This is a genomic window from Providencia hangzhouensis, from assembly GCF_029193595.2.
GTDB lineage: Bacteria > Pseudomonadota > Gammaproteobacteria > Enterobacterales > Enterobacteriaceae > Providencia > Providencia hangzhouensis.
Genome location: NZ_CP135052.1, coordinates 3,823,078 through 3,847,932, shown reverse-complemented (window position 1 = coordinate 3,847,932; position 24,855 = coordinate 3,823,078). Strand labels below are relative to the sequence as shown.

Annotated in this window: 20 protein-coding genes, 1 tRNA gene and 1 pseudogene; 9 read left to right on the top strand and 13 right to left on the bottom strand. The window is 34.5% G+C overall.

Going from position 1 to position 24,855, the window contains the following annotated elements; translation table 11 throughout:
* Nucleotides 1-621: 621 nt before the first annotated feature.
* The 7 genes and pseudogenes from PZ638_RS21280 to PZ638_RS17535 all read left to right on the top strand — a co-directional run.
* Nucleotides 622-813 (top strand): annotated as a pseudogene (locus PZ638_RS21280) (IS3 family transposase); the annotation flags it as partial.
* Between the two features lie 712 nt (nucleotides 814-1,525).
* A complete protein-coding gene (locus PZ638_RS17560; protein WP_004258958.1) occupies nucleotides 1,526-1,834 on the top strand; it encodes a helix-turn-helix domain-containing protein in 309 nt (102 codons plus the stop codon).
* 209 nt (nucleotides 1,835-2,043) lie between these two features.
* The gene (locus PZ638_RS17555) at nucleotides 2,044-2,577 is read left to right on the top strand and encodes a fimbrial protein (protein WP_004258955.1); all 534 of its coding nucleotides are present in this window, start codon (nucleotides 2,044-2,046) and stop codon (nucleotides 2,575-2,577) included.
* A 131-nt stretch (nucleotides 2,578-2,708) separates the two neighbouring features.
* A complete protein-coding gene (locus PZ638_RS17550) occupies nucleotides 2,709-5,189 on the top strand; it encodes a fimbria/pilus outer membrane usher protein (protein WP_272674669.1) in 2,481 nt (826 codons plus the stop codon).
* A 6-nt stretch (nucleotides 5,190-5,195) separates the two neighbouring features.
* Complete coding sequence (locus PZ638_RS17545; RefSeq protein ID WP_004258949.1) at nucleotides 5,196-5,921, top strand: fimbrial biogenesis chaperone; 726 nt, start codon at nucleotides 5,196-5,198, stop codon at nucleotides 5,919-5,921.
* A gap of 3 nt (nucleotides 5,922-5,924) precedes the next feature.
* Nucleotides 5,925-6,908 carry a fimbrial protein gene (locus PZ638_RS17540; RefSeq protein WP_272674668.1) on the top strand — a complete coding sequence of 328 codons (984 nt, stop codon included), beginning with the start codon at nucleotides 5,925-5,927 and terminating at the stop codon, nucleotides 6,906-6,908.
* A 71-nt stretch (nucleotides 6,909-6,979) separates the two neighbouring features.
* Nucleotides 6,980-7,633 carry a response regulator gene (locus PZ638_RS17535; RefSeq protein WP_004258940.1) on the top strand — a complete coding sequence of 218 codons (654 nt, stop codon included), beginning with the start codon at nucleotides 6,980-6,982 and terminating at the stop codon, nucleotides 7,631-7,633.
* On the opposite strand, the gene PZ638_RS17530 is transcribed toward PZ638_RS17535, so the two are convergent.
* Both PZ638_RS17530 and PZ638_RS17525 read right to left on the bottom strand, forming a co-directional pair.
* Nucleotides 7,611-10,817, bottom strand: coding sequence for an ATP-binding protein (locus PZ638_RS17530; protein ID WP_226617308.1), 3,207 nt, complete (start codon nucleotides 10,815-10,817; stop codon nucleotides 7,611-7,613). The genes PZ638_RS17535 and PZ638_RS17530 overlap by 23 nt on opposite strands.
* Nucleotides 10,818-10,907: 90 nt before the next feature.
* The gene (locus PZ638_RS17525; protein ID WP_036958050.1) at nucleotides 10,908-11,249 is read right to left on the bottom strand and encodes a helix-turn-helix domain-containing protein; all 342 of its coding nucleotides are present in this window, start codon (nucleotides 11,247-11,249) and stop codon (nucleotides 10,908-10,910) included.
* Nucleotides 11,250-12,689: 1,440 nt separating this feature from the next.
* On the opposite strand from PZ638_RS17525, the gene PZ638_RS17520 reads away from it, so the two are divergent.
* Nucleotides 12,690-12,956 carry a hypothetical protein gene (locus tag PZ638_RS17520; RefSeq protein ID WP_112307625.1) on the top strand — a complete coding sequence of 89 codons (267 nt, stop codon included), beginning with the start codon at nucleotides 12,690-12,692 and terminating at the stop codon, nucleotides 12,954-12,956.
* Between the two features lie 494 nt (nucleotides 12,957-13,450).
* Nucleotides 13,451-14,128: a class I SAM-dependent methyltransferase gene (locus PZ638_RS17515; protein WP_164456057.1), complete on the top strand. Its 678-nt coding sequence runs from the start codon at nucleotides 13,451-13,453 to the stop codon at nucleotides 14,126-14,128.
* Between the two features lie 216 nt (nucleotides 14,129-14,344).
* Here PZ638_RS17515 and PZ638_RS17510 read toward each other — a convergent pair whose 3' ends face one another.
* From PZ638_RS17510 to PZ638_RS17460, 11 genes are all read right to left on the bottom strand, one after another.
* Nucleotides 14,345-15,235, bottom strand: coding sequence for a dihydrodipicolinate synthase family protein (locus PZ638_RS17510; protein ID WP_036958048.1), 891 nt, complete (start codon nucleotides 15,233-15,235; stop codon nucleotides 14,345-14,347).
* Between the two features lie 174 nt (nucleotides 15,236-15,409).
* Nucleotides 15,410-16,297 carry a MurR/RpiR family transcriptional regulator gene (locus PZ638_RS17505; protein ID WP_004258907.1) on the bottom strand — a complete coding sequence of 296 codons (888 nt, stop codon included), beginning with the start codon at nucleotides 16,295-16,297 and terminating at the stop codon, nucleotides 15,410-15,412.
* 190 nt (nucleotides 16,298-16,487) lie between these two features.
* Complete coding sequence (gene nanQ, locus PZ638_RS17500) at nucleotides 16,488-16,961, bottom strand: N-acetylneuraminate anomerase (RefSeq protein WP_136135356.1); 474 nt, start codon at nucleotides 16,959-16,961, stop codon at nucleotides 16,488-16,490.
* A gap of 9 nt (nucleotides 16,962-16,970) precedes the next feature.
* Entirely contained in the window at nucleotides 16,971-18,464 is a 1,494-nt protein-coding gene (locus PZ638_RS17495; protein ID WP_004258898.1) for a sodium:solute symporter family protein, read from the bottom strand.
* Between the two features lie 51 nt (nucleotides 18,465-18,515).
* Nucleotides 18,516-19,385, bottom strand: coding sequence for an N-acetylmannosamine kinase (gene nanK / locus PZ638_RS17490; RefSeq protein ID WP_272674664.1), 870 nt, complete (start codon nucleotides 19,383-19,385; stop codon nucleotides 18,516-18,518).
* The gene (locus tag PZ638_RS17485) at nucleotides 19,382-20,080 is read right to left on the bottom strand and encodes an N-acetylmannosamine-6-phosphate 2-epimerase (protein ID WP_004258889.1); all 699 of its coding nucleotides are present in this window, start codon (nucleotides 20,078-20,080) and stop codon (nucleotides 19,382-19,384) included. Before PZ638_RS17485 ends, nanK begins: the two co-directional genes overlap by 4 nt.
* A gap of 205 nt (nucleotides 20,081-20,285) precedes the next feature.
* Complete coding sequence (locus tag PZ638_RS17480) at nucleotides 20,286-20,975, bottom strand: oligogalacturonate-specific porin KdgM family protein (RefSeq protein ID WP_036958047.1); 690 nt, start codon at nucleotides 20,973-20,975, stop codon at nucleotides 20,286-20,288.
* A gap of 82 nt (nucleotides 20,976-21,057) precedes the next feature.
* On the bottom strand, nucleotides 21,058-22,218 hold the full coding sequence (locus PZ638_RS17475; protein WP_004258885.1) for an N-acetylneuraminate epimerase: 1,161 nt from the start codon (nucleotides 22,216-22,218) through the stop codon (nucleotides 21,058-21,060).
* A gap of 718 nt (nucleotides 22,219-22,936) precedes the next feature.
* Nucleotides 22,937-23,012 (bottom strand) — tRNA-Phe (locus PZ638_RS17470).
* Between the two features lie 126 nt (nucleotides 23,013-23,138).
* On the bottom strand, nucleotides 23,139-23,711 hold the full coding sequence (gene dicD, locus PZ638_RS17465) for a division control transcriptional repressor DicD (protein WP_409201109.1): 573 nt from the start codon (nucleotides 23,709-23,711) through the stop codon (nucleotides 23,139-23,141).
* Between the two features lie 206 nt (nucleotides 23,712-23,917).
* Nucleotides 23,918-24,211, bottom strand: a complete 294-nt coding sequence (locus tag PZ638_RS17460; RefSeq protein WP_004258707.1) for a helix-turn-helix domain-containing protein — start codon at nucleotides 24,209-24,211, stop codon at nucleotides 23,918-23,920.
* Between the last annotated feature and the right edge of the window lie 644 nt (nucleotides 24,212-24,855).

Here is a 24,855-nt window from a genome sequence, read left to right as displayed (position 1 = left end):
AAATTAAAAGAAAATAAAAAACGAAATATTTATTAACATTATCACTAGCACCGCGTTAAGGCGTTGAATGCAGATCTTTAAGCCAAAAAACAACCCACCATAAGCATTAAACGCCAACATAACCCATAAAAACAAATAAACGCATTACAAGAGTATTTAAGCAGTGAAATATATCTTAAATAATCAAAAACCGAGTTATTGAGATATTTATTTACATCCGTTTATGAGTTTGAAATGACTTTATCGCGTTAGATTAATTCATTCGCATAGAAAACTAGTCTAATCGTTTGTTTTATAATGTTATTTTTTATGGGATTAAATGAAGGCGATATTCTGATGTTTTTCACTTATTTTTATCCGGTAAAGCAGATAAAACAAAAGTTATTACAAAACAATTAGTTAGCATTTGTTATGTCTTCTAAATCTATTATGGTCTTATTTATCCCATGCATTTCTAGGGCGAATATGGGATGAAAATGTGGGTTTTCTACTATTAAAGAAAAAAGGATTACAACCTCAACGTAACAATAGCTTGTCACTTTATGCAAATCAGTCGACAGGCCTATTACAAAATACTGGATAGGATTGAGGAGCGAAAGAAAGCTGATCCATCATTAAGGTCGGGGGATACAATCTTGTTCTTCGGAGTATCAGGAAATACATAAAGAACATAATATTCAATATTCTATGATAGATAGCTACGATTGTTGCCAAAATGCTTTAGCAGAACGAATTAATGGAATATTGAAAATGGAGTACTTTCTGATAAAACCGAGTAATCTAGAGCTAGTGAGAAAATTAGTTGAAGATGCCAAAAACGAAGGTAAAAAATTCATACTAACTAGGAGGCGCCGACCAAAAGACTCTGCTTTTAGTGCTGCCTTAAATTCAGGTGTACTTGGCGCACCATGTTTAAGAATTTAAAACATTTCTACGATTCTTGAGAATATTGTTTTTATTCCATTTTTTTATTCTATTATGGTTAACTAATAAAAATGATATGGATAATAACGAAATATTTAAAGAATGTAGGAATGAATAATCTTAATAACTTCAATAGGTAGGGCATTTAGTTAAGGGCTTAATAAAGCCTCAAGAAAGTTTATAGTCTTAAAGTTTATTATTTTTTTAGGTACGGGTATCACCAAGTTTTGGTGATATAAAATTCCATTAAAAAAGAAATGTTAACATCTTGTTAATTAATGACATGTGGCGTTTAAGACTTGTTGGATAAAAAAACTGTTTTTTTTAAATATATGAGATAAGTAACTATATTTAGTGATGGTGTTTACCCGAAAAATGACGAGTTCGTTAGACATTGTTTCATAAACCTTACTTATGTTAAGGGTAACCAGATATTAATAGTTAATAATCAGCATTTTCAATAAATAAAATTAATGTTTGGTTTTATTTATTACTCGTATGTGAGTTTGTTATTTTTATTTTATTTAATTAGTATTGCTCGCAGTTAGTTATTCTTACGTTATTCAGTATCTACTTTGTATTTTTCAGAAAGGAAATAAAAATGGCAGCTAGATATCCTATTGCCAAAATAGTAGGGAGCAGAATAAAAAAGCTTAGAAGGGAGTATGGATTAACAGGAACTGAAGTGGCAATGGCTTTGAATGTTAGTCAACAGCAGTTTTCTCGCTATGAACGAGGTATTAACAGAATAGATATCGATTCTTTAGTTATGATTGCAGACTTCCTTAAAGTCAGTGTTCATTATTTCCTTGAAGATATAGATTTAGAACAATCAAATAGCTGGACCTCTGAATATAACTCATTATTAAGTCATGGTTTTTATTCAAACAATAAAAAAAATGAAGGTTAGTATTTGTTTTAAGGATCTCCTTATATTTACGGTTCATATTAGAGGTTATATTACTTCACATGTTATCGAACATCTCAAGTCATTAAAATAATGATAAGAATAAAGTTAACTAAATTCTAGTTATATCAATAAAACTATTGATATGGCTGTGTACCAACTAAGGTATTGCCTTAGTATATATTAATAATATCATGAAATAAGGGTTTAAAATGAAAAAGACGCTATTAGCATCTTCAATTATCGCATTAACATTCACTGCTGCATCAACTTCATTTGCTGCGGATGTAGGAAGCGGTACTATTGAATTCAATGGTACTGTGAATACTGGTGCTTGTACCATTGCTCCTTCTTCTGTTAACAAAGAAGTTCAATTAGGTTCTGTTCCAGCGGCATCATTACAAACAGCTGGTTCACAAGGTCCAAATGTTGATTTCACATTAGAATTAACGGATTGTATTTTGGACCCTACCGCAAGTGGTACTGATTATTCTAAAGTAACAGTTAAATTTACGGGCCAAATGGATGCAGCTGGCACCTTATGGGCAAGTACTGGTACTGCTACCAATGTTGGTGTGTTATTCCAAAATGCAAGTGGAACAAATTTAAAAACAAATGATACTGTTGAGCAAAGCTTAAACGCAGGGACAAATGTTATTAATTTATCTGCTCGTATGCAGGCATTAGGTGCAGCTACAGCCGGTTCTGTTAAATCTACAGTCGCTTACGTTTTAGATTACCAATAAGTATTAATATAAAAACATTAAAAAAATAATAAATCTTATATTTGCTGATTATGCTGTGTATAGCAATTGCTTCACAGCATTTTCAGTTATATGAGTTCATTCAATAAATCCATTATAGAATATTGCGGCTAATGAAAAAGAACAATTTTAATAAAAACATAGTGACTAGTTTAGTATCTAGTTTATTGTTTTACACTTACTATGTTAATGCGGATTCTGTTCAATTTAATGAAGACGCATTATCTATTTTGGGTAATACTCATATAGATTTAAGTGCATTTGAGAAAAATAAAATTAGTGAAGGTTCTTATTTTTCTAATGTATCGGTAAATGGTCGAAGAATCAATTATTTTGATCAAATAAACTTTTTAAATAAAGACGAAAATATACAACCTTGTATTTCTAGAAACTTAGTAGAAGTTATTGGGTTAAAAGAAGAATTTATTAAAGAAGTACCAACATGGGAAAATGGTCAGTGTTATGATCTTGCATCACAGGATAAAAATATTCAGGCAAGATTCGATGATGAAAAGCAAGAGTTAATGCTTTCAATACCTCAAGCTTATTTTCAGTATTCTGATGACAATTGGGTTCCGCCCATGCAACGGGAAGTTGGAGTTAATGCACTCGTATTGGATTACAACTTTGTTGAAAACTATATTAAGTATAAGAATGCTCGAGATATTAATAATTTTAGCTCATTCGGTTCTATTGGTGCGAATGTAGGGCGTTGGCGTGTTCGCAGTAATTATCAATATCAAAAAGATTTTAATGATAATAAAAATGATAATTTTAAATGGGTGCAAACTTATTTATTTACAGATTTACCTAGTTTATCCGCAAAATTTTTTGCGGGTAAGTATTATACAGTAAGTAATGTATTTGATTCTGTACGCTTTAACGGCGTTAGTGTCTTTACGGATGAGAACATGCTACCGGCTTCTCTAAGGGGGTATGCACCGAGTGTCACAGGAACCGCGACAAGTAATGCGACAGTCACTATCTCACAAAATGGACGTATCTTGAATCAAATGAAAGTGGCACCAGGGCCTTTTTCAATTGATAATTTGAGTTCCTCTTTATCAGGGACTCTTGATGTTAAAATTACAGAAGAAGATGGCTCTATACGTGAGTACCAAGTTTCCTCGACCAATATTCCTTTTTTAACACGCCCAGGCATGGTGCAATATAAACTGAATGCAGGCCGGTTAGACCCAATGGGATATAAAAACATCAATGATGACTTTATATCAACTGAAGCTTCTTGGGGGATCCTCAACAATTTATCTATTTTTGGTGGTATTTTTGCAACCTCTAATGATGAATATCATGCCTATAATGCAGGTGTTGGGGTAAATATGGAACGTTTTGGTGCAATATCTTTTGATATTACACAGTCGAAGAATCAACTACAGGATATCGCTTTACGTACTGGTGAAAGTTACCGTATTAATTATGCAAAACGTTTTTCAAATTCGAGTCGACTGGATTTAACAGGGTACCAGTTTTCTAATGAAGGCTTTATGTCAGTGAATGATTATATTAGCTTAAAAGAAACTCCGTTAACGCCACATTATCGGCAGAAAAATGTATTTACGACTTCTTTTACACAACAACTCCCTGATTTACAGGCAGATATAAGTTTAAGTTACTCACGGGAAAGTTATTGGAAAGAATCAAAAAATAACAATACTCTCAATTTATCGTTTAATAAAACCATAAATACAAGTTTTATAAATAATGCGATTTTATCATTATCAATTGGTGAAAGTAGCTACGTAAAAGGTAAACGCTCTAAGCAAGCATATCTTTCGTTAAGTATACCATTTGGTGGTGAAAGAAACTCACGGATTCAATACTTTAGTTCTTATAATGATATTGATAAAAAATATAATAGTAATATTAATTACAATTCTAAAATTAATGACAATAATGTTAGCTTAGGTTTATCAAGTAAAGACCTTTTTGAAAATGCGGCAATGAATGCATCCGTTTATCGTGATACGCAATATGGTACTGCACAACTAACGGGATCGTATGGTGAAGATTACCATACATTAAGTGGGTCACTAGATGGCTCCTTGACGATTACCAACCAAGGCCCAGTCTTACACCGACGAGTTTATGATAACCAAGCTCGTATGGTTATTGATACAGATAAAGCGAAAGGGGTATCAATTAATAAAAATGAATCAGTTACGAATGGGTTTGGTTTAGCCGCAATTAGTAATGTTCCAACCTATTATAGGTCGACCCAGTATGTAGACCTTAATAATGTACCAGACAATGTCAGCATTGATGACAGCGTGATTGAATCAAATTTAACTGATGGCGCGGTTGGTTATTCAAAACTCAATACATTAGTGGGGGAAAAAGCGTTAGTTACAATTAAATTCCCTGACGGAAATACGCCTCCATTTGGTGCTTTAGTTTATGGCTCTGATAATAATAGTGTATTGGGAATGATTGCAGAGGAAGGGCAAGTTTATTTAACGGGCTTCCAACCAGATCAAAAATTAACGGTTAAATGGAGTGGTGACCAGTCATGTCGAATTATGTTAGGAAAACAAAGCCATTTAGCCAGTAAGAATATAACCTGTAATAAAGAATAGAAAATCATGAAAAAATTTAAATTAATAATAAGTGCTTTAATCTTGATTAGCACATACACACATGCATCAATTTCTGTTGACCGTACTCGCGTTATTTATGATGAAGCAAGTAAAGGTGTTAGCGTTGTGATTGAGAATATTGATAAAAAAGACCCTTATTTAGTTCAGTCATGGGTCGAGAATGAAAATGGTGAAAAAATTTCAGAGCCACTAATTGCTTTGCCTTTACTGCAACGTGTTGAAGCGAATCAAAAGAAACAGGTTAGAATTAGTTTATCAAAAAATGACGTGAAAATACCGAACAACCAAGAGTCTTTATTTTACTTTAATGTCTTGGGTATTCCACCGAAAACTAAACTAGAAAATGCTGTTGAAATTGTTATTCAATCACGCTTTAAATTATTTTATCGTCCAAGTGAATTGAAAAAATACCCTAACAATGATTGGCAGAAAGAATTGAAAGTGGAAAAAATGGGAAACTCGTTAAAATTAACTAACCCGACACCCTATCACATTGTTGTGATTAATGTTAATGATAATGAATCTAAAGTTCCTGATTTTAAAGAAATTGTCATAAAGCCAAATAGCAATTCAACATATTTTCTATCAGATAAACAAGTGAAATCGCCGAAAATGGTTATTACTTATATTGATGATTATGGAACACCAAACTTATTGAAATATACATGTAATACAACTTGCTCCTTATCAAATGAAAAGGATAAGAGATAAATTATGTTAATTTTTAATAAAATAAATTCATTCGCTATATTATTTTTATTTTTGCTAAGTTTTCAATCAGTAGCTGCGGTTAATAATTGTATACCGAGTTCAGGAGCTACAACTATAGAACAAGAATTAACCTTTGATATTACAAATAGTAGTACTTCAATTCCAAATGGTACCTTATTGACATCAGCATTGAGCTCATATATATCAGTGAGATGTGAGTTTACTGGCTCATCAAGTACAACTAATGCCGTTTACTTTAAAAATACAATGCCAACTGCAATTAAAACATTATTGATTAATAGTGGTGTCAGTGTGACGCAACAAAATGCAATTTCATCTCCTAGTCCAGTAACGATAACCAACCCAACTGTTCCAAATATTTATTTGGGGTATTGGAGTCAACCAGAAACAGGAATTACACGCAATATTGCTTTCATGTATAACTTTTATGTTTATAAGGGGGCAAACGCTCTTAAACCTTTTGATACAGGGCTATTTTTATTAGGAACCCATGTGGATTATTTAGGTAAGGATTTAGGCGGGCCAACTTATGTGCGAATTAAAGGTAGCTTAACCTTGCTCTGCCCTGCACCTGCGGTGAATATCACGGCTTCTAATGGGGGAAGTGTAAACTTTGACTCAATTTCACCTAAACAAATGAATGCGGGAGAAGTGGTTAGCCGAACTTTTAATTTAGGTATGTCAGTGCCACAAGACTGCGAAACAGGGCTAAATATATCAGTACGTTTTGAACCCAATAATAATACGGTGCTAGGTGGAAAATATCTTGATATGGGCAATGGGTTACAAACACTATTAACCCGTAATTCAACTGATATTAACTATAATGAAAGCTACAGTATTGGTGAAATCATGCCACAATCACCGATTAATGTCCCTTTTACTGCGACATTAAGCAAGATAGCGGGCAGTACTATCGCTTCTGGTTCGTTTTCTAAAACAGTTCGAGTTGTTGTTTCATATTAAGAGTGTTAATTGACATTTTTTCTATGGTGTTATATTGAATATATATATATTCTGATGCTGAGTATTATTAAATGAAAAAACTCAAATTAGTATTAGTTGATGATCATCCCATTGTGCTTTCAGGTTTGAAAGATACACTTTCTCAATCAATGAATTTAGACATTTTAGGTGCTTACACTCAGGATGCTGAACTATTTGCTTTTTTGAAAAAAAATGAGGTTGATGTGATCGTAACTGATTATATGATGCCTAATAATACCCAATCTAGCGATGGACAGAATTATATTCAATTTTTACGTCGTCAATATCCAAATATTGCAGTGATTGTATTAACGATGGTATCTAACCCAATGATTGTACAAATGTTATATGATTCTGGGGTGAGTGCGGTGGTGTCAAAAGAGGCACCATTAGGTGACCTGATGAAAGCTATCACATTAGCGGGGCAAGGTCGCCAATATCGTGTTCCTGTTGCAGATATGACAACGACATTAAAAAGCCGTAATGCAGTAACATTAAATGATAGGGTAAAGACATTATCACCTCGTGAACTTGAGGTACTGCGCCTTTTTGTTCAAGGTAAGCCTATTGTTGATATTGCTAAGCAATTAAACCGCAGTGATAAAACTATCAGCCTACAGAAAAATGCTGCAATGCGTAAATTGGGTGTTGATAATAATCAAGCGTTAATCAGTTATTGCCTCACACATCATTTGTTTGACTAATTTTTTTTATCCAATTAGCTAATTGGTTGCAGATATTCTGACTAATCTGGGTATCAATGTATGTTGATGTCCGTGAATCTAATGCTGTTTCAAACTCACGAAGCTGATTAGCTAACTCACGTTGTTCAACACTAATTAATGCACCACGGATACGATGGGATAACTGTTTTAATTCTTCTGTGTTGTTATTTTCAACCGCTTGGCAAAATTGAGTAATATCGCTCACAAAATGACGAATAATTTTTTCTCTATCTTCCCCATTTAGCGGGTTAATCACTTTTATTGGCCCCATTTCTGAAGCTGAGGAGGAGTAAATCGGGAATAAACGGTTGAACAATTGAACTAAGGTTTCTAGCTCTATAGGTTTTACAAGCCATGAATCCATTCCAGATTCTAGGCATCGCTCTTCTTCTTCTTTTAATCCATTAGCAGTAACACCAACAATCGGGCATGTTTCGCCTTCACTGCGCAGCTGCTGTGCAAGCTCATAACCATTACGATAAGGCATATTAACGTCTGTAAGGATGATATCAACAATTTCGTTATCCCAGATCACCAACGCTTCTTCACCATCATTGGCAATAAATACCTTACAACCAAGTAGTTCAAGTTGCTCTTGTAGAACAACTTGGTTAATGGGGTTATCTTCAGCAATTAAAACGCGAAGCGGGTATTTATGCATATGAGTTTGTATACGAGATGTTGGACAAATAAGGGGGATCGGTTCTTTATTATTTTGTAGTAAGAATAACTGCTGATTTAACTCGGATAGTCTGAAATTCATTTCAGTGCTTACCCATAGTTGCCCATCCCAATTAGTTGGCAGAGGAAACGATGGAATTAAGATGCCGACGGCAATAACGGATGAGGTATCTATGGGGAGGCTATTTTCTGTGAAATATACATTGGCCCCCCAACGTTTTAGCCATTGCGTTATATTTTCAGTCAATAATGGGTTTGGGGTTTGCAACCAAATATTGGTGTTTTTGAGTGATAGCCAGTGTGTTTGCTGTATATCGAGTGCTAAAGGTAGTGTCACGAGAAACGAGCTACCAACTCCAGTTTCGCTTTGTAAACTTATTTGCCCATCCATCAATTTGATAAGCTTAGAGCAAATAAATAGACCTAAGCCAGTACCACCATAAGCATGAATTTCTGAATGAGCTTGATAAAATGGCTCAAATAATTTTATTTGTTGTTCAGGGCTAATTCCAACACCTGTATCACTGACACGTAGTAATATATTATTTTTATTACTTCTTTTAAGTTCAATAGTAACAGTACCTCTGTGGGTAAATTTAATCGCATTACTGAGTAAATTACCTAAAATTTGTTGCAGTCGGGCAGAGTCACCAACTCTATTTGCTTGTACATTTGGGTCAATAATAGCAAATAGGAGCAACCCTTTTTGCTGAGCAATTCCTTGATATAACTGAACAGTTTGTTGCACTAATTCTAATAAATCAAATGGTTGATTATGAATTTGAATTTGATTAGCTTCTATTTTGCTAATATCTAAAATATCACCAATTAACTGCATAAGTAATTGGGATGTTGTTGATATTCGATCAATAAAGTGAGCTTGTTGAGATGAAAGAGAGGTATTTGCCAGTAATTCTAATGTACCTATTAGACCATAAAGTGGGGTTCGTATTTCATGGCTCATTGTTGCTAAAAATGTGGATTTAGCTCGGTTGGCTTCTTCTGCAAGTCGCTTAGCATCATCAAGTTGTTTTTCAGTTTCTGCTTGGATCGTAATATCAGTAAATGCGCATAAAATAACAGGGCGCTGCTGGTAATAAGTTGCTGTGCTTACGACATAAAGAACATGTTCCCCAGACTTTAAATTAGTTTTAACCTGTTCTGTGTCAGAAAGAACCTTGATAAGTAATTCATTATATTCATTTGAGTCGTGGGGAGTAGATATATTGGTTATTTTTAGCCAATAACGAGCTAACTCATTCGCAAAGCGTAACTGCTGGGTTTCTTTATCTATTACACATAAGCCGATAGGGGTTGTCGCAATAAGTGTTTGGTTAAAAGATTCATTTTCTAAGATAGCTTGCTGGGAGTCTATTGCGGGTTGTAATATTTTTCGTTGGTACCAGCGGTGATATCCCCATCCACAAAATAAACTAAAGAAAAGTGCAATAACTAAACTGATAGGAAGCCACAGGTTGTCTTCAAAAAAAGCCGCATAACTAATTCTATAATATCCAGTCCATTCATCAGTTTTAGATGAAAGTTTAAGAACTAGGCCATCTCTGGTATAGAAAATACCTTCTAATGCTTCTTCTTCAGGTGCTTGGGTTGTTCCAAGTAGCTGACCATATTTTGCATGAATCAGCCAAAATTGATGTGTGAGTGTGGGGTTTAACATTCGCTCCAGCACGCTAAGCCTTGCTTGGCTTAACATACTAACTGCATAAATATTTTTAGGAGAAATGTGAGCATTCTGCCATAAATGTTCATCAAAACCAGCAGGGATGATCCCAATGAGAATATGATCAAATGGCTCAGGACGTAACCAGATAATGTCTTTTGAATCGCTTTCTTGTGATTCTAAAAATTGAGCATGAATAGTAGGTAAATTTTTTCTAATACTATCAATGACGGAGTAATACAAATTTGGAGAAATAGATTCATTTCCTAAAACTGTTCCAACGGAAGGAACGCTGATACTAATTTGGTCGTGTTCGTTGACAAAAAATACTGCAGCAGCTGGAAAATATGAGCCTCCCCAAAAAGTAGAATAGTAATCAGCTAAATAGGCCCCTAAAGAAAATAATATACTGGGAACGTTGGAACACTCTAAACTCTTGTCACAAGCTAGGGTAAATGGCATTGCAACTAAAGATTCTTTACCTTCGAGTAGATATAATGGCGACCTTGTTGGTAAGAACTGTTCTTGTATTGCATAGGTTCGGCTTTCAACTAACTCTATTAAATCTTGATTTTGCTTATTTAAAGATCGTAAAAACTTTTCTTGTTCATTGATATAGCCTATTAGTGACCTAAAATCGACTTCTAGGCGTTTAGTTTCTTGTTGAACAATTCGCTCTGCACTCCAAATCAATGTTGTTATTAGAATAAATAACAAAGGAAAAGCAATGGTAAGTATGCTATTCGTGCGTCCTGATGTGCGAGTTATCCTTGAAAATGCAGTCGGAGAAGGGGTAGGCATAGCGCTGTTCTCATCGATTATAGGCAAACTCCATGATTTTCATAATAATATAAAATAAACAAATTAAACAATATTTCTTTACGCTAAAGGTTATACAATTGCTGAATTATAGTAGTCTTTCAAATCATCTAATTCCCAGCCAAAACCATTTAAATTAGTGATATAGTGTGAAAGTTTAGGATGATGACTCACGACATAGAATAGCCTATGGTAAAAATCTGGGAAATTAATACCGAGTATAAGAATAAATTTAAACAATACATCTACGGTTAACGCATTCTCCCCTCGTTCATAGCGCGATAATTGCTGTTGGCTAATGCCTAACTCTTTCGCAATGTTCTCACCACTAATTCCTAATTCTTGCCGGTATTCTTGTAAGCATTTACCAACTAGTTGGCTGATATAATAAGTTGTATCTTTTTTCTTTTTCATGAGGAAACTTGACCCTAGTATCATTGATTCATAAAACTATTTTTATAGCTAAGAGTAAATTATGACGAAAAGAAAATTTTAGAATATAAGGTATTCCTTAATTGAAAGTTTTAAATAAGATTAAGTCATTTATTTTAGGTTCATATGCAGAGTCTTATTCTAAACATTATAGTTATTTGCACTTTGTTTTATGGGGTTATTTTTATTACTTAACAACATGTTAAGCAGAAATTGTGAGTTGTTCGGTAAGGTTGAGTAGGTTTTATTACATTAAGGCTTAGTTACCTTTTTATTACAAATTATTATTAGCACTTATTGATTAATATTGTATTTGATTATTTTTTTAGCTCAATAGCTAGGAATAAAAAATGATATTGTGGTTTTTTAATGATTTATTTTCATAACTATTAATATAAAAACTTATTTTTAGGTTCTTAGATAAGACAATAGGCTAATAAAAACACGTAATATGAGTTAAGCTTGGCTGTCTAATGGATGAAATGAGAAAAGGGTGAGAATAATAATCTAATTATAAACTTTAGTGTTTGGTTTTTTTTAGGTAATTCCTGGTTATTTGGTATAAGTCAAGTTAATTGACTTTATATTATAGCTGATTGTATATCAATATTCTGTATAGTGGCGGACTAACCATGTCTAGTAGACTGAAAGGGTATAGAAATAAGTGTTTAGGTTAGATAAAAAAAAGATTATAGATTTCAGATTCTTTAGCCGAGTACTCAACTTGAGCTTAGAAATATAAAAGCAAAAAACCGCCTTTTGGGGCGGGTTCTTTAAATATGTGGTGCCCAGACTCGGGAACATTCAGCTATTTAATGAATTGATTTTCAAAGTAAATCTATTTTATCTTTTTGTCAAGACCCATAATATGCCCCTTTTTTCTACATTGATTGCCATGTTCTGAGCTGACACCCCACCACGGTAAATAATTCAGCTCGGGTGGGGTGGTCTATGAAATCTACCCTCTCAGGCAAACAGCACTGTTAGTGACTCACAGCGAAGATGAAGCACAATTGATGGCTGAAAAATTAACTATCTGAAAAAGGGCAGATTAATTCAGAATGATGATCAATTGAAAGCTGTAAAGCATATGGGGAAGACATCTGATTCGGTATAGCCCAGATACAGGTCCCCTTGATCCGCAGAGGTGAAAATAGATTTGGAATTTAATATGAAAAAACGAGTTATAGGTTTGTTTTTATTGATAGGACTACCTTTGGTTGCAATAGCTGATAATATTCACGTGACGGTGAATTCCTCTATGTACTCTTACCCTGATAATCGGGCGTGTATTAACCCCATTTAACGAGATGTATGCCAGTGTTGATGTAAAAAATACAAGCACAATTCAATGCCAGTCAATCTTGTCAAAATAAAGAGGGCAGTAAGAGTATTTTTGTACACCAAAAGATTACAGCAACTGTGACACTGAGTAATGGAGATAGTTGTCACCAGAGGTTCTCTGCCATTGTATTATTTAATGGATTTGATCAAACAGGTCAGTATTTGCTGGTAAATGAAAGTATTGATGATTTTAGTACATATAATTTTGATAACAAGATCATGTCGCTTGATATTCCGGATGGATGGGCAATGCGGTTTTTCAAAAAAACTTTCAGGGTGACTATTATACCCGCTCTTCAGGAAAGGGAGATGCAGATGATTTTCCACACAGCATTAGCTCAATGAAAATACCTCGAAAGAGGTAAACTGACAATAAAAATATAACTTGTTAATTTACTTGCGTGAATTATGTTCGCTTTAATCGTTATGATTAAATTTCGTTATTTTGTATTTCATGACCTTGTGGGTTTTATCCAGTATCTGTGTAAATGGTTTCTGATAAATTATTTAGAAAGGCATATGGTTTATGGTTATCACAGATGAAGCATACCAAAGATGATATGCATATTTATTAGTTTTTTGATTTGTTTTGTTAGGCTATGGTGTGAATGGGGTGAATAGATGGAGATATATCTTTAGATGATTTTAATGGCGCATGTGTGAAATTGTCAGAGTTTTTTCCGATTAAAGATGGGATGTGATATAAATAACTCTGAATAATACCAAGTATATAATCCTACACTTATAGCATATGATAACCTGACTTATCACTCATTATTTTCGACTATTAAAATAAATAATAAAAAAATAATATATATTTTTTCCATTATGGAGATTTTATGTCATTGAACACAAATGATGGTTCTAAAGTATATACACCTCTCTCTTTGGCTCTATATGACTGGTGGGTACTAAATATATCTAATAACTATGCATGGCGTTGTAATACTGATGAATTTTTAATTCCTCACTTTAAATCTCATCTTGGTAACAACCATATGGATATTGGTGTTGGGACTGGTTTTTATTTAAAAAAAGCTGCAGATGAAATTAATAAAATATCACTTTCCGATCTTAATATTCACAGTTTAGAATATGCTAAAAAATATATTTATGATGAGAAATTAAACTCTTGTTTCTGTCATGATATTTTTAACAGATTTACTGGTGAGTTGAGAGGGGCATTTGATTCAGTATCCATATTTTATTTATTACATTGCTTGCCAGGGAAAATGAGTGATAAGAAACAAGCGATAATAAATATCAGTGAAACACTTAAGGATGATGGCACTTTATATGGTGCGACTATTCTTGGAAAGGGGGTTAAGCATAATCGTTTTGGAAGTAAGCTAATGTCAGTCTATAATAAAAAAGGAATTTTTAGCAATGTTTATGACTCTGCGGATTCACTTGAAACGACACTTGCTTCTTTGTTTGAAGATGTTTCTGTTAATATTCAGGGGGCGGTTGCATTATTCACTGCTAAAAATAAAAAAATCAAGTGTAGTAAAATATAATTATCTGTAATAAAAAATGATTTGCTTATATAGGTGACAATATATTCTTTTTTTGATTTTACACATGATGTTATTCAGCTTAATCGGATAACTGATTGGGGGAATATTTTAAGAAATAAAGAGTGGCTTTCACTTCGAAGGCCACTGTCATCATCAAATGGGGGAGATGTAAAAAAACAAGCTTGTGTTGTTAATACTCAGCAAGAGTAAAGTTAATTATAGAAAACCGGCCGCTTTAAATTTTGCTAATGCATCCGTTTTTTGTGCTGCAGTTAATGGGCGTAGTGGACGGCGGGGGTCACCAACATCAATACCATGTAATTGCATTGCAACTTTACCTGCAGCAACACCACCGTATTCTACCAGCACACGAATAATTGCAATTACTTTATCCATACATGCAGCGATACCATCGTAATCACCAGTGTTAAATTTCTCAATTATTTCAAGATATAAAGGAGCCGCATAGTTATAGGTGCTTCCTACAGCGCTTAACGCCCCACAAGCTAACCCTGCCGGTATAAATTCATCTACACCAAATGGAATGTCGTATTTACCGCCATCAACACGTAAACAACGTTGAAATTCATACATATCAGGAGAATTAAATTTCATTCCGGATAAATTCGGAATTGTTTTTCCTGCCGCTTGTAAAAATTTTTCCATGTCAATGTTTAGACCTGACATAGTAGAGTGGTAGTAATAAAAGCCTTTAGAAGGCGAATTCATCGCTGCTAAACGACAATATTCAACTAAGTCATCTACATTGCTTGGTTTAAAGAAACAAGGACCAATTACTGATGTAGCTTGAATATCTAACGTTTCAGCATGACGGGATAGCTCTATAGTGTCTGCAATACTGAGTGCACCTGTATGAACAATGATATCTAGTTGTCCTTGACTGGCAGCAGCCCAGCATTCAGCGACTTTTTTGCGTTCTTCGACAGAACAATGGATACCTTCTCCTGTTGTTCCTAATACGTAAGCACCAGTGACACCACTTGCAATAAGATGTTCTGCAATTTTATCAATGACAGGGTAATTAATACTGCCATCGGCAGCAAAAGGTGTATGAGGTGCAGCGATTAATCCAGAGAGTTTTTTCATTATCATTCCTTTTTGGAGGTTGATTTCTTTATTTATTATAATATGGAGTTTTACTCTATATTAAGGCTCAATCGTTCAGAACGCAATAATGAAATTAGCGTTAAAGAAAGAGAAAAATGAAAGTGTGATCTTTAGCTGGTTTTTGTTCAAGACCACATAACACTGATTATAAACTCATGCTGAATTGGTATTTTTTAATGCATTTAGTGTACGCAGTTTTTGCTCTTTGACCATTTCAGGTTGAGCTTGGACAAGTAGGGTATATAGTAAGTCTAAAACGAACAGTTGTGCTGTTTTTGTACCAATAGAATCACCTTGTAATTTCCCCTGTCGATTACCATTAATCAGATAATAATTGGCATATTCCATAATGTGTGAACCTAAATTATGCGTTAGCGCAATTGTGGTAGCCCCTGCTTCTTTTGCAAGTTTCAGTGCATGAACTGTTTCCGGTGAGTTTCCGGAATGGCTGATACCAATCGCGATATCACCCGGTTTCAATAAGGAAGCCTGCATATACATAAAATGGTTATTGGTAACAGCATCCACTCGATATCCAATACGCATCAGTTTATTTTTTAGATCCTCTGCTGTGATCCCTGAGGAACCCACACCGCAGATAAAAACATAATTCGATGATAGCAACGCATTTACAGCATCTTGAACTTGCGTCATATCAAGTAAATTTAATGTTTCTGATAACACATTATTGATGGTTGCTTGTAATTTTAAACCTATAGTATGGATATCATCCTGATGGCTAACTTCAGCATCAAGGATTGGTGATTCTTCACTATCCGATGTCGCCATTTCAATGGCTAAATCCATTTTAAAGTCTTGAAAGCCCTTATAGCCTAAAGTGCGGCAAAAACGCACTACAGTTGCCTCACCCGCCTTAGTCGCTTGGGAAAGTTGTGCGATGGAAAGCTGAGTGACTTCAACAGGATGAAACAGGATATATTCAGCAATACGCTGTGATACTCGCGTCAGGCTATTTTTCATTGCCCCTAGTGTATCGAGTATTTTACCTGGCTTCAGTCTGGTAACTGACTGTTTTGTCATGAAAATTATCCTTGTTTGCCGAAGTTCAAAGGGAATGGAATTCTGCTAACAAGAGTATCAATTCTGGCGGGTTAAAAAAAGCCTTGCTCTTATAATTATGTGATAATAACAAAACGCTTTATTCCATTTGCATCAATATACAATTTATTGATGCATTAGAAATAAAGCGTTTAATTGGAACTGATGAAAATTAACTAGTCAGCAAATTAAGGTTTACCTTAATTACTGCTTTTTTTAATATACTGTTTCCTTTCTCTGCTGCTATACCTGGTTTATGGGGTTCATAAGGCATAAAAATAGCAAACATAGAGGGTGTTAATGACAATGTTTGACAATTTTCAATGACATCTGTGAGTTGGTAGTCATCCGCTTCACTGTAAACAGTGGCATTTTTAGCCGAATTTCGAACGCCGTAATCTATAACTTCCTCACCGGATAGTAAAATTTGTATATCAATATAGCGATGATGTAATTCTGCACATTTTTGTTCTCGAGATTGTGTTTCAAATGACATCACATTCATGAATACATCATTATCATCAATAGGGTAGCTTCCCGGTTCTAAAGAGAATGGGTCGAGTGCGATTGCCTTTTTAATTATATTACGTAATACCAAATTCATTTCAGGCATTACTGCCGCGTCAGATATATGACCAAATAACATAGATACCTCCTATGAGTTCCTTGATATTTCACTATCATCCAATGAAATTTGTTTTGCTGCCGAGAAAAATGGCGCAGTAATTGTACCAATAATGACTACTGACATAGCACCTATTACACCATAGAAGAAAAAGTTAAGGTCACTGCCATAACGGGCTGCTAATACAGCAATGATACTTACTATAATGCCTGCGACCGCACTACCTGCATTAGCACGTTTAACAAAAATACCTAACATAAATAGTCCGGTCATAGGGCCACCCATTAAACCGATTAAACTGTTAAAAGCATCCCATATTTCAGACTCGTCAGATAAAACTAGCCAAATTGTTGCTAAACTGCTGAATACTCCAGCAATAATTATAACTAATCTGGCGACTTTCATTTTTTGTTCTGAACGCCGTTCAACTTTACTTAAGCGAATATAGATATCAGAATTAAAGCAACTAGAAATACTATTTAAGCTACTAGATATGCTCGATTGAGCAGCGGCAAAGATAGCTGCAATGATCAGCCCAGAAATACCCACTGGCATTTCTGTAACAATAAATAAGGGTAAGATACCTCCGGTATTAAAACCTTCAGGTAACAAACTTGGATTTTGTTTGTAATACACAAATAGGGCTGAACCAATGGCAAAAAAGAAAATAGGAATAATGGCAACTAATTTAGCATTTGTGATTAAAGTACGTTTAGTTTGTTCGATAGAATCAGTCACAATGTAGCGCTGGACAACATCTTGGCTTGCAGTAAATTGTTGAATATTGGCAAATAAAAAACCAATCATTAATACAGGAATAGTACTGTCAGTCCAACTCCAGCGTAACTGTGCATCCGGGAAAAATTTATCAGCCTGTGCTGTTGTGGTAAAAATCTCACTAATACCTCCATCAACTTTAAAACAAATCATGATAAAGATTAAAACAGCACCACCTGAAAGTAACAATCCCTGAATAACATCTGTCCAAATAACGCCTTCAATCCCTCCCATCCATGTATAAATAATACATAATAGACTAATCAGTACAACTAATATAATAGGGTCTATCCCTATGAAAGGACGTAGTGCGAGTACGGTCAAATAAGTGATAATTGCAATACGACCAATATGAAATAACATAAATGACAGGCTGGCAAATAAACGACTTCGTATATCAAAACGGGCTTCTAAATACTCATAGGCTGAAGTAATTTTTAATTTTCTAAAGAAAGGAATATAGAAATAAAATACTAATGGCAAAATGGCGATCGCTAAATATTGGCCAATAATAAAAGTCCAATCAGAAGTATAAGCTTTCGCTGGAATTGACATAAAGGTAATTGAGCTTAATGTTGTTGCAAAGACAGAAACACCGGCAGCCCAACCGGGAACCCGCCCCCCGGCACGAAAATAATCATCCGCTGTTTTTTGGCGTTTAGAGAAATAAACACCAACGAGTAACATTGCGGCTAAATATCCAAATAGCACTGCATAATTAACGAAACCAAAATCATGTAATTGCATTTTTTTAGTCCTGCCATATGTAAGGTAAAAGGTAAGAAGTACGACAGTTTTTTAGTGTTTCCTAGCCCAAAGAACGGCTCCCCAAAGTCCAGCATTATGATGATAGTGAGCAGCTAAAATAGGGACTTGTAACGCCTCGGGCTGTTGTCTGATAGCTGCTTGAACAAGCTCGATATATCCATTTGCTAATCCAACACTTCCACCAATAACAACACAGTCGGCATCTATTATTGCTTTAATATCAGCAACTAAATTAGCTATAGTACTTGCTGAGTTTTCAATTATTGTTTTCGCTTGAAGGCTTCCCTGGTAATAGGCAGTAAAAATAGCTTTAGCATCTTTACCTGCAAGTTCATTTACAGCTTGTGAAGCAATGGCTCGGCCGGAAGCGATAGCTTCGACACATCCATAACGACCACAGCCGCAAAGAGGGCCATGAGGATCAGCTATAGTGTGGCCTAGATGGCCTGCAATACCTCGTTTTCCTAGCTGTAATTGTCCTTGTTGAATTAGGCCGCCCCCAACCCCTGTCGATACTGTAATAAATGCCATATCAGAGATATTTTCATGGCGGTAATCATATTCAGCCCATGCAGCAGCTTGAGCATCATTGAGTAACCAGCAAGGCAAACCGGTTATTGTAGAAAGTGTTTTTTTTAACGGGAAATTTTTTAATCCTCCCAAATTATTAGGATTTAATGCAGTTAATACGCCATCACAGATAATCCCTGTAGAGGCTACGGCGACACCATCTGCATACGCTTTTAGTGGTGTAGTTATCGCCACCAAAGCTTCATAGAGTTGAGTTGGTGATGCACTTGCAGGGGTTGTAATTTGAGTATGGTGCGTAAGTTGATTGTCTCGACTGATTAATGCAGCCGAAATCTTTGTTCCTCCAATATCAATTGCTAATACATTCATTTAACTAATTCCTGCTGTAACTTGAGGGCATGGGTAAACCAATCACAGACATGTTCAAGTCGGGTTAATGCGGAACCAACTGTGACAGCCCAAGCTCCAGCTTGTATAGCTCTTGCTGCAATCATAGGTGTGTTATAGCGGCCTTCGGCTATTACACGGCATCCATTTTCAGCGAGTGCTGCCACTAATTGTAAATCAGGTAATTTTGGTATTTCACCACCGGTATAGCCAGACATAGTTGAACCAATAAATTCTGTTCCTAATTCCTGGCAATACATTCCCTCATTAAATGTGGAACAATCTGCCATTGCCAACCTATTGAAGTGGTGTATGCAAGCCAATAACTCATTGACTGGAACTGGGCGTACACGATCCGTACCATCAAAAGCGATAATATCGGCACCTTCTGTTGCTAGTGCTTCTACATCACTTAACCAAGGTGTGATCCTGACAGGACTATCCAGTAAATCGCGTTTGACAATACCAATAATTGGCACATCAATAAGAGGGCGAGTTGCTTTTAAATTATCTATTCCCTCAATTCGTACTGCTACTGCACCTGCATTAACTGCAGCTTGAGCCATTGCAGCAACAATTTCTGGCTTATCCATAGGGCTATTATCGACAGGCTGGCAAGAAACGATCAGCCCTCCTTTTTGTTGAATATCCGTAGTCATCTTTTCAATCAATGCCATTTTGAACTCACCATTTTATTTTGAAGTATAACTCCAATTAATGTTATTTTATGAAGCTAAATTCCTCAATTACGAAAGTCGTAATTTGTGAAGAAGATCAAATAATAAAATATTTTTCTTAATTTATTGATAAATATGAAAAAATAATATAGTGAGTAATGGAGTAATTACTCACTATAATTTTTGGCATCTTTTTACATAAGATTTAAAAGTGGAATTGTAATCCTAAACGATACCTAGTTTGACGGGCGTCACTGGTCGGGCTTACCGCAACATTTCCAACTTCAATATAAGGAGTGAATGTGTCACTCAATTGGTAAGAGAAAGAGACATTATGTTCATAATTACGTTTCTTATTATCATATTTTATGCCATCGCTATACATTTGTGTGTAGTCATATTCAATTTTGTATTTATTATATTTATAGCCAATAAACGCATCAAAGCGATTTGTTTTTTCGTCATCAACAGCTTTTTTTGTTTTTCTGGCATAATCAAAACGATAACGGCCTGCAATATATAAACCGTTATCAAAATTATATTGCGCCTTTAAATAAGGTTTATAAATTGATGTGTCTGTAACTGTTTCAAAAATTAATCCCGGTTGTAACGTTATACTTTTATTTATCTTATGGTTGTAACTTAGCCCCATTTCGATAGCATTATTAACAACATCACTAAATACTTTATCTTTTTCGCCGTCAACACCACCTGACTTTATACTGGCATCAATATAAAATCCGATACCATTTGAAAATGAATGAATAAAGGCAATGCGATCTTTATTTATTCTGGATGAATCTGAATATTCATGACGAAAGTCTAGTGTAGTCGCATTTAATTGAAATGACATAAAAAAAGTACAACATGCCAATAAAATTTTATTATTAAACATAGTTTTTACCTGAGTGGATAAGACTCCATAAATTTAATATGGAGTTCTTGGTTGGTTATTATAATTTATAAATTTAACTGGTTTAGTTAATAATTAGCTCTTTATCTTTTAATGTTAAAGTGATTACAGAATTAACTGCCTCACCTTTTGTAGTTTCACCTCCGATTAAATATAGTGAATTACCATGCTCAATAGTGATTCCATAACCAAGAGGGATCGGTAATTCACCAATTACTTTCCATTGATTATCAATCAACCCATAAATTTCTTTATGCCATTTTTTGTCTAAATCCTGATGTGCAAAATAATGTTTCTGTGAATACTTAGCCTGAGACCCAGGGAAGTTAGCACCCCCAGCAACAAGTAAGGTATGAGCACTATAACCTGCAAATGCACCAGCCAAGCCATCTTGCTGCTGCTCAGGTGATGGTGGAGGAAGTTTCTGTACAGTAGTATTCCACTGTAGTTGATTATTTTCTAATATAGCCGTTTGTATTTCACTAGTACGTAACCCAGGTTTTAATTCACCGTTAATCAAGGTTATTGAATTGTTATCATTTACTACTAATGAAGAACCCGCAGTTCCATTAAAAGGAATAGTGCCTAATGAACCCCATTGATTATTATCTGCATTATAAGTTAGTATGACTCGATTAAAAAAATAGCCTTCTATGGGTTTATTAAAGTAATCATTAATAACTTTATTTTTAATAGATGAATTGTTTTTAGCATTATTTAAATTAATGAAATATTTATCAAATATTTGCTTGTTTACTCCTCCAAGAATGATAGCTTTATTGGTGCTGATACTAACTCCTGCATGACCAACCAAGCCATAAGGTGAACTAGTATCTATTTTTTCCCATTTGTCTTCACTTGGTGAATAACGATAAACATCTGTTAATGAGCTTATTGTTTCACTATCAATATTTTCTTTTCCCGCTCCGCCGAATATATAAATATTATTATTTAACTTAATTGCTATAGCTTGGTCTCTTGGCGTACCCGGAAAATCAGCTATTTTTTCCCATTTTTTTTTATTTTCATTAAGATCAAGTTTATACCATGAGTTTCCTGTACTACCTAAACCTATGTAAATAATATTTTGGTTAATTACTCCGGTTCCATTTTTTAATGTCACAGGAAGGGCGGGGAGTTTCTCAGCAAAACTGGTCGATGAGAATATTGGTGAAGACAGTATTATGGTGAAAAAGAGATAAGATATTTTCTTTATTATTTTCATACGCGTTCACTCTTGTAGTGGTTATAAGTGAGATTTCTATTTAGAATTAAACTCCAATATAAAACATCAAATGAAGTATAACTTCAAATTAATGTTTTATAAAATGTGAAGATGGTCAAGTTATCTTTTTAAACTCTATATTTTTTCCTTACCTGAAGGTTAGTCTTAATTTAATTTTGAATTAATACGAGCTATGTAAACATGTGTTACTAATTGATAATATTGATATTTATATTACGTTGGTGATATAAGAACACGCAAGCCATGCTAACACTGTTATAAAACATCCCGACATAGTTGAATATACCGCTCCGGGTTTCTTTCCATATTTCGGATAAAACTCATTAAATAGCGCAGCATATTGCTACACATATTATTTTATGTATATCTGCCAGACACATTAAAGCGTAGCATGACTGTATCAGCTCAGATTTAAGCTGACAGGTTTCGTAGATAGAACACAATTCAATCTGATAGCCTAGTGTGAATGAAAAGCTGAAATTGACATATCTGTTAAAGTTAATGATTTGTTTTTATGGAATACTTACACAAGAAAATAAGAGATAGGTTTATGAGGGGGTATAGGTGTCTTTAACAGCAAAGAACATCTGCAAAAATGGCATGAAATCCAGTAAATAAATAACGTGTTGCAACGACCTGAAATCTACCGTAGCTAGAAAAGCAAAAACCCGCCTTTTGGGCGGGTTCTTTAAATAAGTGGTGCCCGGACTCGGAATCGAACCAAGGACACGGGGATTTTCAATCCCCTGCTCTACCGACTGAGCTATCCGGGCAACGGGGCGCATTAAACCGTATTCAGCCGTTTGCGTCAATGCATTTTTAATAAAAAACCACTTTTTTTTACTGAGTGTTTTCTTTTTCAGCAAAATGTGTGTGTTTAGTATGCGTTAGTTGTTTTTTTAACTTAACGCTCCTTTTTTACGGCATAGTGCGATTGTTAGGATATCCTCAGAAAGGTGTTGTGCAATCTCGACATCTTGAATGTCTCTTTGTACTAATAAACGGTTTAAACAGCCTTCAAGTACTAGTTCCATTTGGTTAGCAACCAATACAGAGTCTTCAATATCTAGCTCTTCTAATAAGTTTTTAGTGAAGTGAAACGAATTGTCTTTTTGCAAGCGACTTAATTGGTGGATAGGGTGCTCTGCATCTGGGTAATAATTACATGCAGAAATAAATAAACAGCCAGGGAAACGCCCTTGGCTGACTTTTTCTGATAATTGTTGGTAGCGAGCCATTAATTTTTGCTGTGGGCTTAGGGACTCATCTAGCAAAGTCTGTCGCTGCCATACTTCGATTTGCTGGCTATGATAGCGTAAGCAATCATAAATAAGCGCCTCATCGTCTGGCCAGAACTGGCGAATAGTAGAGAAATCAGATTCAATTTCACTGAGTAAATTCTCTGTAGATGCGGATAAGCCTTGAATTTCCAATTGATTTAACGCATGGCTCAAAATAATTTCGCGTTGGATAGGCATTGTTAACTCCATCACAATAATGTCTGATTTTTATCCATCATAACAATGTTCAATTGTGAATTATAGCGGTTTGCAGTGCTATTATGAGTCGTCGTTTTCGAAGGAGAACGAAATCAAATAGGAAATTAAGAGGGGGAGTTTAAAGCAAACAGGAGGGGGAAGAACCCCCCTGAAACGAACTTCATGGATTTATATCGGTCTTAGTTGATCAACTTAGCTTCTAATGCAGCATCGATATAATAAAACTGAAAGACTTTTTTCATAAAATCATCAATATCATGTGTTCGTAATTCGAGAGCTTGTAAAATATCTAAAAGACCTTGGATCGTAATCGCATTTTTACCTCTTTCATAACGAGAAACTTGTTGTTGGCTAATTTTTAAGCGAGAAGCTAATTGTGAGCCAGTTAAGCCCACCACTTTTCTACGGTGTTTTAAAAAGCTTCCAATATAAACGGTTACATTTGTATTTTCATTTCTTTGAGTATTTAGCATTACTCCTCCAAATATATAAATATTGAACAAATAAGTTATTTTTCTATTAAAGTTTCGTGATGTTTAATTTGTGTCACTCAGAGTGATTAAAAGATAATTATCAGACTTTTCGGATATTATTAAACAAGGGTCAGTTAATTATTACCAATATTTATGGCGGATTGATTTTAAATTTTTGATAGATGATTTCTATCTTTGGCACTCTCAATTCGTGTGTGATGAGAGGCTTTTTAGTGTTATTGTTTGTCTGTTTTTGCTTTGTTAGTGATTTATTTTGATAGTTATTTATTTTTACTTTATTTTTGAATTTATATTTCTATTTGTTATTTTGAAGAAATGAATGAAGCAGCTTGTCATTATATGATTATAGTCATTGTTTGTTACACTTATATGTAGAGTATTAATATAGATATATTGTTAGAAAAATACTTATTTCTGATTTTAATTTAATTATTAACAACCGAGTTCAATATATTTTAAATATATTTTTAATAAATGGCTTAGTTTTTTATCTGAATGATTATTATATTTTTATAATTTCCTCCGTGACTTTGTATAGAATAACAAAAATAATATGTTATATGTAGGCATAGAAAACCCGTGCGATTTGCACGGGTCTTTATAATATTAATTGATACTAATAT

Bases quoted from the DNA above. Each gene is read 5' to 3' on its own strand.
- PZ638_RS17525 (WP_036958050.1), bottom strand. From the start codon at position 11,249: ATGAAAAAGAAAAAAGATACAACTTATTATATCAGCCAACTAGTTGGT.
- PZ638_RS17540 (WP_272674668.1), top strand. From the start codon at position 5,925: ATGTTAATTTTTAATAAAATAAATTCATTCGCTATATTATTTTTATTT.
- PZ638_RS17480 (WP_036958047.1), bottom strand. From the start codon at position 20,975: ATGTTTAATAATAAAATTTTATTGGCATGTTGTACTTTTTTTATGTCA.
- PZ638_RS17560 (WP_004258958.1), top strand. From the start codon at position 1,526: ATGGCAGCTAGATATCCTATTGCCAAAATAGTAGGGAGCAGAATAAAA.
- PZ638_RS17555 (WP_004258955.1), top strand. From the start codon at position 2,044: ATGAAAAAGACGCTATTAGCATCTTCAATTATCGCATTAACATTCACT.
- PZ638_RS17475 (WP_004258885.1), bottom strand. From the start codon at position 22,218: ATGAAAATAATAAAGAAAATATCTTATCTCTTTTTCACCATAATACTG.
- PZ638_RS17505 (WP_004258907.1), bottom strand. From the start codon at position 16,297: ATGACAAAACAGTCAGTTACCAGACTGAAGCCAGGTAAAATACTCGAT.
- PZ638_RS17535 (WP_004258940.1), top strand. From the start codon at position 6,980: ATGAAAAAACTCAAATTAGTATTAGTTGATGATCATCCCATTGTGCTT.
- nanK (WP_272674664.1), bottom strand. From the start codon at position 19,385: ATGAATGTATTAGCAATTGATATTGGAGGAACAAAGATTTCGGCTGCA.
- nanQ (WP_136135356.1), bottom strand. From the start codon at position 16,961: ATGTTATTTGGTCATATATCTGACGCGGCAGTAATGCCTGAAATGAAT.
- PZ638_RS17460 (WP_004258707.1), bottom strand. From the start codon at position 24,211: ATGCTAAATACTCAAAGAAATGAAAATACAAATGTAACCGTTTATATT.
- PZ638_RS17495 (WP_004258898.1), bottom strand. From the start codon at position 18,464: ATGCAATTACATGATTTTGGTTTCGTTAATTATGCAGTGCTATTTGGA.
- PZ638_RS17550 (WP_272674669.1), top strand. From the start codon at position 2,709: ATGAAAAAGAACAATTTTAATAAAAACATAGTGACTAGTTTAGTATCT.
- PZ638_RS17510 (WP_036958048.1), bottom strand. From the start codon at position 15,235: ATGAAAAAACTCTCTGGATTAATCGCTGCACCTCATACACCTTTTGCT.
- PZ638_RS17515 (WP_164456057.1), top strand. From the start codon at position 13,451: ATGTCATTGAACACAAATGATGGTTCTAAAGTATATACACCTCTCTCT.
- PZ638_RS17485 (WP_004258889.1), bottom strand. From the start codon at position 20,080: ATGGCATTGATTGAAAAGATGACTACGGATATTCAACAAAAAGGAGGG.
- PZ638_RS17545 (WP_004258949.1), top strand. From the start codon at position 5,196: ATGAAAAAATTTAAATTAATAATAAGTGCTTTAATCTTGATTAGCACA.
- PZ638_RS17530 (WP_226617308.1), bottom strand. From the start codon at position 10,817: ATGCCTACCCCTTCTCCGACTGCATTTTCAAGGATAACTCGCACATCA.